Below are 5,929 nucleotides of genomic sequence, written 5' to 3'. Positions count from 1 at the left end.
TCGTTTTGAAGGTTGCTATACTGGCACAAATTATTATACCTTAAAAAAACCTCAAATGATTGCTATGCAATCATTTGAGGTTTTGGCAATTCTGAATTTCTTTGAAATTAAATCTGCTTGAATATCTGCGGAATGTGGGTTGTAGAACCACAAAGGTAGATCGCAGTTACTTGTAGTGCGATCGTCCTTGAATTATAGGGACACGGCAATGCCGTGCCCTGACTCCCAAGTTTCGTTCAAACTAATTTCCAGTTGTTTCGCGGACGGTCAAACTGTACCTGCCTCTACCTTTTGGAAGGGGCTCGTAAGCATTGACAATGACGCGGTAGCGACCGCTCTCCGTCAAGGTAACAGTAAGCTCAGAATTGGAATTTTGCTGGGTGACATCATCATTTTCTCCAAGTAGCTCGCTCTGGGAGTTCAAAATAGCGAGGTAAGTATCAAAATCGGTACTTTCTACAGTAATAACCACTGTCTGACCCTGAGTGCCTTCAAAGGTATACTCGTCGTACAAACTGCTGTCTGAGGCCAGTACAGAAGACTTAGCAGGGGTGAGTTCTCCGTTTTGCTCTAAAATGACCTTAGATGAACCCGCATTAGGACTCGGCCGAGGTTCTACAGTTGGGATCTGAGTTGGCGAACTCTGTGGTGATGGCGACGGCTTGGGGCTTGCTTGAGCTAAAACCGCCTTGCCAGCAGGGTTCGCATCAGTTAAATTTTGAGAAAATTCTGCTGAAATGAGGGTAGAACTGCTGTTAGCAACCCCACCTGAATTTGAAACTGATAGGGAGAGAGTCGGCTTACCAGAAAAAGTAGCTACCAGAGCAACTGGCGCGATCGCCCAAAATCTAACTTGACGCATGAATTACCTCGATTTGCAACGAAGAAGGAAGTTCGGCAACGGATTTGCTTTGTGCGGATTTAACGGATGTAAGAAGGAAGTTTGGCAACGGATTGGCTTTCTGCGGATTTAACGGAGGTCAGGAAGAAAGTTCGGCAACGGATTGGCTTTCTGATGATTTAACGGAGGTCAGGAAGCAGGAAGAAGGAAGCCGGAAGAAAAATAATTCGACCAATTCCCGATTACCAATTCCCAATTACCGATTACCCATTACCCATTTTCAACGGACAGTTAGAGTGTAACGACCCCGGCCCGAAGCATCGTAAGAATTGACAATTACGCGATAGCGACCCGTAGCGGGCAAAGTAACGGTCAGAAACGCATTTTTAGTCGAATCGCTCTCATCGTCATTTTCTGCCACTAATCGGTCGTTAGGACCAAAGATAGCCACATAGGGATCGAAATCTGTACTTTCGAGGGAAATGGCTACAGACTGACCCGATCGACCTTCAAAAGTATACTCGCGATACAGACTGTTGTCAGACGGCAGTACCGGGCCGCCTGCAACTAAAGCGCCTTTTTCTTGCAAAATCGCCCGAGAAGGCTCGGTAGGAGCACTCGCTTTTAGTTCTAACGTATAAGCCCCCGACTGCCTAGCTTCGTAGGAATTTGCCACTAAGGTGTAAGTGCCGTCTGCTGGCAGCCTGACTGTAATTCTGGCGTTTTTACTGCCGGCTCCGTCATCATCTTGCGCGATTTCGCGCTGGTTGGGCCCGAGCAATATTAAATAAGGGTCAATTTCTTGACTTTTCATTTCTATTGTGATTTGCTGGCCCGCTTTTCCCTCAAAGGAGTAGAGGTCAAAAAAGCTGTTGTCTGCGGGCAGAACGCTAGACTTGTCGGTGAGTTTACCGCTGATTGCGGGCCCGTTGAGCGCGAGTTTTTCAGGTGATTTGCTGCCAAAGGGCGATCGGGCTTGAGCCACGCGGGGAGCTCGCCCTTCTCGTACCGCTGTCAGGAAAGCGGGTACTTTGTCTGCTGAAATTGCAAAACCGATACCGATACTCCCACCGCCCCTACCGCGAGTAAAAATAGAAGTATTGACGCCGATTAATTCTCCAGAACTGTTGAGCAGCGGCCCTCCAGAATTGCCGGGATTGATGGCGGCGTCGGTTTGAATTAAGCCCCGAGAAAGGTCGATGCGGCTGACGATTCCGACTGTAAAAGTATTTTGAAATTGACCGAAGGGATTGCCGATCGCAAATGCTTGTTGCCCGACTTTCACCGAACCGGGACGGGCTAAAGGAATGGTCGGCAAATTGTTTTGACCGCGAATCTTAACCACGGCTAAGTCTAGACCTTCTTCGCCGAATCCGACGACATCGCCGACAAGTTTTCTGCCGTCTGACAGAATTATATTCACGGTACCGCCTGCAGAAACGACGTGGGCGTTCGTTAACACCATGCCGTCGGGGCTGATAATTGTGCCGCTGCCGTTAGATTTATCTGTATCGACGGTAACAACCGCCGGACTGGCTTTTTCGTAGACCCGAATATTGGTTTGTTCTTCGACATTTTGGGCGATCGCACCTTGTCCATGCACCGAGTTAAATTCCCTTAAATCTGTTGATTGGCGCACAGGGGATGTCGTAACAACCGCAGCAGCGCTGGCTGCAACCCCAACCGTTAAAATTCCCGATACTGCTAAACTTAGAAGTTTTAAATTCATGGCGATCGATTAGTGTTTAGCTATCGGTAGCTAGGAATTAGGTTTTGTTGCTAACTGCTAACTACCCTCTGTAATTATTTTAGGACTTGTACAGCGTCCGTGAAAAATGCAGGCGGGAGAGAGCGATCGGTTTTGACGCAACGCGGGCGGTTGAAATCCAAATCCTCAGAAAAAGATTATCCCTCCGTAGTTTCGGCAATTCTAGAATCCGGTGCCTCAGCTAAATACTTAAAATTAGCTTGTCGCACCACAGCATCCTCATTGCCGTAGAAAAAAGACAGCAAAGCAAAACGCTGGCCACTAATCACCGGCGTCGCTTCGTGCAGCACAGAACACGAAAAAATAATCGCCGTGCCAGAATCCCCTTTATAACCGTGCGGCGCGTACTCTGGAAACCGTAAAAATCCCCCCGTGTACTCTCCCACATTCAAGTTTAGTGTCATTGCAAACCTGCGGTGCAGCGTAGCTTTGCTAGTGTTGTCGCGGTGCGGCCGAAAATAACCGCCGCTCTCGGCATCGTAACAGCCCACCAAATACCGCTCAAACCTGGTAATTGTAAACTGAAAAGCTTTTTCTACTTCCGGCCGCACCCGGCGCAAAATAATCGCATTCAATCGCTGCTGTAACTTCGGGTCTTCAATAAAGAAATCTCGGCGCTTCTTGAAAGTGTCGTCATGCAGGCCAACAGTTTTCCCATCCACTTGCCTCATAAAACCCGAGGGACTGCCACCATTAGCTTTGTACATATCGATCAAACTGCGGCAAGATGCTTTGTCCAAAACGTTAGGAATTACCAACACCGGGGCGTGGCGAGTGGCTGCTCGGGCTTCCTCAATTGGGGGCAAAGTTTTGAGAAAATCTAATACTTGCTGGGCGTGTTGGTGCGGTTCGCCCATGGGCAAAATATTAATGATCTGAAGGTTTTCATTGAGAACAAAAGTTTGGGGTGCATAGTGAACTCCGGCAACTCCATTTTGTTCGACATCTTGGCAAACACCGTACTGCTGGCTGACTGTTTTATCCAAGTCCCAGAAAAAGAGGAATGACGGAGCAATTGTTGCCGGTCTGTTTTGTTCTTTGTCTGCTGGGTCAACGCTCACTCCGAACCGCGCTACTTGCAAGCTTTGGAATTCCTCTGATAGCTCTTGAAAGCTTTTGAGGATAACTTGGATTTGTTCAAAAGCTGCGCTGGCAAAGAAAAACAGCACGACTCGCCGGCCGCCAACGGTCGAGAAATGAAATAAGGGGTTATTTGTAGAAGGAATGGAAAACCAAGGAGCCGGATCTCCTATTTCGAGTAATGGCATCTTGCTGATGTGAGATTTGGGATTTTATATTTAGATTATTATGCTGTCCATTAGTTCCACAGGTTCGGTATGTGAAAATCGTTTTTTACTAAAAAATTAGCCTTTATTTGTGTATATCTGCGTTTGTCTGCGGTTTTACACTCGCAATTTACAGTCTTTTTAAGCAATAAGTCTAATATCTGATAATAAGTAGATGGGTATCAATAAACGCCACTTAGAGTTCTGCTGTTTCCCAAGCCGGAGCTGCGGGATAAATGTTTAGTTACACCCACCTACTTATGTTTGCCTATTTGTCGAAATTGGGCGAATTATCCGGTTGGTCTTCCGGGTATTCTACAGGTCGATACTCCACGTAGTCTGACGGCGGTGCTTCCACGTCGCGGTTGCTGGGGCGAGACCTCGAGGCTTCCGCAGGACGGGTTTTTTTGGTTCTCGGCGGCGTATCGGAACTGCGGTTTTCCGAAGCAGGGGGGCGACTGCTACGGCTGCGGGTCGGTCTTTCTTCGGGGTTGTCTGAAACGTCCCAGTTGTCAGACCCTTGGGCGGGCGGGGCTTCTGGGCGTGCGGGACGTTTGCGCGACGATCGCTCCGGCGACTCGGACCGTCCGGTGTTAACGCTGCCGTTGCGGTTCGAGGGACGGCGGCGGGGTTCGTCGTCGTAGGCTTCCCGGGAGGAACGGTAGTCTTGGCTGCCTCTGATCCGGGGACGCTGCGGATAGTCTTCCTCTGGTTCTAGCTGCTCAATTTCGGCATCGTAGCCATCGTAACCGTAGGCGTTGCTGACTGGTCGTTCTTCATCGACGTATTGGGCGCGGCTTTTGGCTTGGGCTGTGGTCGCTCCTCGCAGCTTGATGCTTTCTGCTGCAAAAAATATGGCGGTACCGCTGAGCAGAAATTGACCGAATGCCAGAATGGGGTCAAGCCGCCACCCTTGAAATAACAGAATACCGCCGCACAGCAAGCCGACTGCTGCAAAAAAAATATCGTGGTCTCGGGCTAGTTTGGGACGCCACGATCGCAGAAAATACAGTCCTGCCCCTGCAACTGCTAGGATGATCCCTAGCAGGCTGCTCCAGTTCAATCCTAAATTGACCATTAGCCTATCTCCTATGTCTTTCCTATGTTAGCGAGTTAGATTTTACATCTATCATTAAGTCTGTTATCCCGACTGTGCTTTCTGGGGCAGCGTCCGGTCAGGGTTTCAGCTTGGTAAGTGAGCTTTATAGTAATGAGTTTAACGGGAAAAAACCTCAGCGAAAGCAGTCAACCGAAGGTTTTGCCTTCACAGTTGCTTGCAGCCGAGGTTTATGGGATCGGGGAAAAGCCCGACGTGTAGCCGAAAATTGGCTTTCATGCCGGACTTACAAACCCGCAGACTTTTTTAGGTGCGCTTGATTTTGTCTTTTTGGCTGATGAAGATCAGGGCGATCGTTGCTGGAATCACTATCAGTGTCACGCCCACCAGCAGGCTGTACAAAAAGTTCGCGAGAGAAGGAGTCATAGATTCAAAGCCTTTGTTACAACAATTTGATTTTTATTAATTTTATACTTTCGATCGCACCTGTCAAACGGTTAAAATTATGAATGGCAGACTTAACAAAACTTAAGATTTCGAGATAAGAACCATGAGTGGTATCACCGTTGTAAGTTGGCTCCTGGGCTCTGTCCTAGTGCTGATGACTTTGCTATTTATTTTTCGGATCGTTCTGACTTGGTATCCCGAGGTGAACCTGAGCAAGTTGCCGTTGAGTCTGATTGCTTGGCCCACGGAACCTTTTTTAGCGGTAACAAGAAAGATTGTACCGCCGATCGGCGGGGTGGACATTACGCCGATTATTTGGGTGGGTATTTGTAGCTTGCTGCGAGAAATGATTCTCGGCCAGCAAGGTCTACTGACGATGATGATGTAAGATTGACACTCCCCACGGCTGAAGCCGGGGGATTCTTCAAGACGGACTTGAAAGGGACAGGCAAAAGTCCCCCTAGACGCTCAAAACAACTACCAGTACCAGAGGTATTGCAATTGCGCTTACTTTCAAATTGTTTTCGCTT

General features: G+C 48.4%; 6 protein-coding genes. 1 reads left to right on the top strand and 5 read right to left on the bottom strand.

Annotation, left to right across the window (positions count from 1 at the left end; all coding sequences use genetic code 11):
* Positions 1-241: 241 nt before the first annotated feature.
* The 5 genes from ACUVJL_RS31560 to psbX form a co-directional block, all read right to left on the bottom strand.
* Positions 242-862 (bottom strand): pre-peptidase C-terminal domain-containing protein, encoded by a 621-nt coding sequence (locus ACUVJL_RS31560; protein ID WP_445249441.1) that lies wholly within the window; start codon positions 860-862, stop codon positions 242-244.
* A gap of 259 nt (positions 863-1,121) precedes the next feature.
* Positions 1,122-2,570, bottom strand: coding sequence for a trypsin-like peptidase domain-containing protein (locus tag ACUVJL_RS31555; RefSeq protein WP_445249440.1), 1,449 nt, complete (start codon positions 2,568-2,570; stop codon positions 1,122-1,124).
* Positions 2,571-2,746: 176 nt separating this feature from the next.
* Positions 2,747-3,877 carry a redoxin domain-containing protein gene (locus ACUVJL_RS31550; protein WP_445249439.1) on the bottom strand — a complete coding sequence of 377 codons (1,131 nt, stop codon included), beginning with the start codon at positions 3,875-3,877 and terminating at the stop codon, positions 2,747-2,749.
* Positions 3,878-4,163: 286 nt separating this feature from the next.
* Positions 4,164-4,973, bottom strand: a complete 810-nt coding sequence (locus ACUVJL_RS31545) for a Ycf66 family protein (protein WP_445249438.1) — start codon at positions 4,971-4,973, stop codon at positions 4,164-4,166.
* 285 nt (positions 4,974-5,258) lie between these two features.
* Positions 5,259-5,378, bottom strand: a complete 120-nt coding sequence (psbX, locus tag ACUVJL_RS31540) for a photosystem II reaction center protein PsbX (protein WP_445249437.1) — start codon at positions 5,376-5,378, stop codon at positions 5,259-5,261.
* A gap of 124 nt (positions 5,379-5,502) precedes the next feature.
* On the opposite strand from psbX, the gene ACUVJL_RS31535 reads away from it, so the two are divergent.
* Positions 5,503-5,787: a YggT family protein gene (locus tag ACUVJL_RS31535; protein WP_445249436.1), complete on the top strand. Its 285-nt coding sequence runs from the start codon at positions 5,503-5,505 to the stop codon at positions 5,785-5,787.
* The last annotated feature ends 142 nt before the right edge of the window (positions 5,788-5,929 follow it).

Origin of the sequence: Microcoleus sp. OTE_8_concoct_300 (genome assembly GCF_031383065.1) — a bacterium.
Classification (GTDB): Bacteria; Cyanobacteriota; Cyanobacteriia; order Cyanobacteriales; family Microcoleaceae; genus Microcoleus.
The sequence above is the reverse complement of the archived record's forward strand: the minus strand, read 5'-3'. Positions and strand labels throughout refer to the sequence as shown.

Bases quoted from the DNA above. Each gene is read 5' to 3' on its own strand.
- ACUVJL_RS31550 (WP_445249439.1), bottom strand. From the start codon at position 3,877: ATGCCATTACTCGAAATAGGAGATCCGGCTCCTTGGTTTTCCATTCCT.
- ACUVJL_RS31535 (WP_445249436.1), top strand. From the start codon at position 5,503: ATGAGTGGTATCACCGTTGTAAGTTGGCTCCTGGGCTCTGTCCTAGTG.
- ACUVJL_RS31545 (WP_445249438.1), bottom strand. From the start codon at position 4,973: ATGGTCAATTTAGGATTGAACTGGAGCAGCCTGCTAGGGATCATCCTA.
- ACUVJL_RS31560 (WP_445249441.1), bottom strand. From the start codon at position 862: ATGCGTCAAGTTAGATTTTGGGCGATCGCGCCAGTTGCTCTGGTAGCT.
- ACUVJL_RS31555 (WP_445249440.1), bottom strand. From the start codon at position 2,570: ATGAATTTAAAACTTCTAAGTTTAGCAGTATCGGGAATTTTAACGGTT.
- psbX (WP_445249437.1), bottom strand. From the start codon at position 5,378: ATGACTCCTTCTCTCGCGAACTTTTTGTACAGCCTGCTGGTGGGCGTG.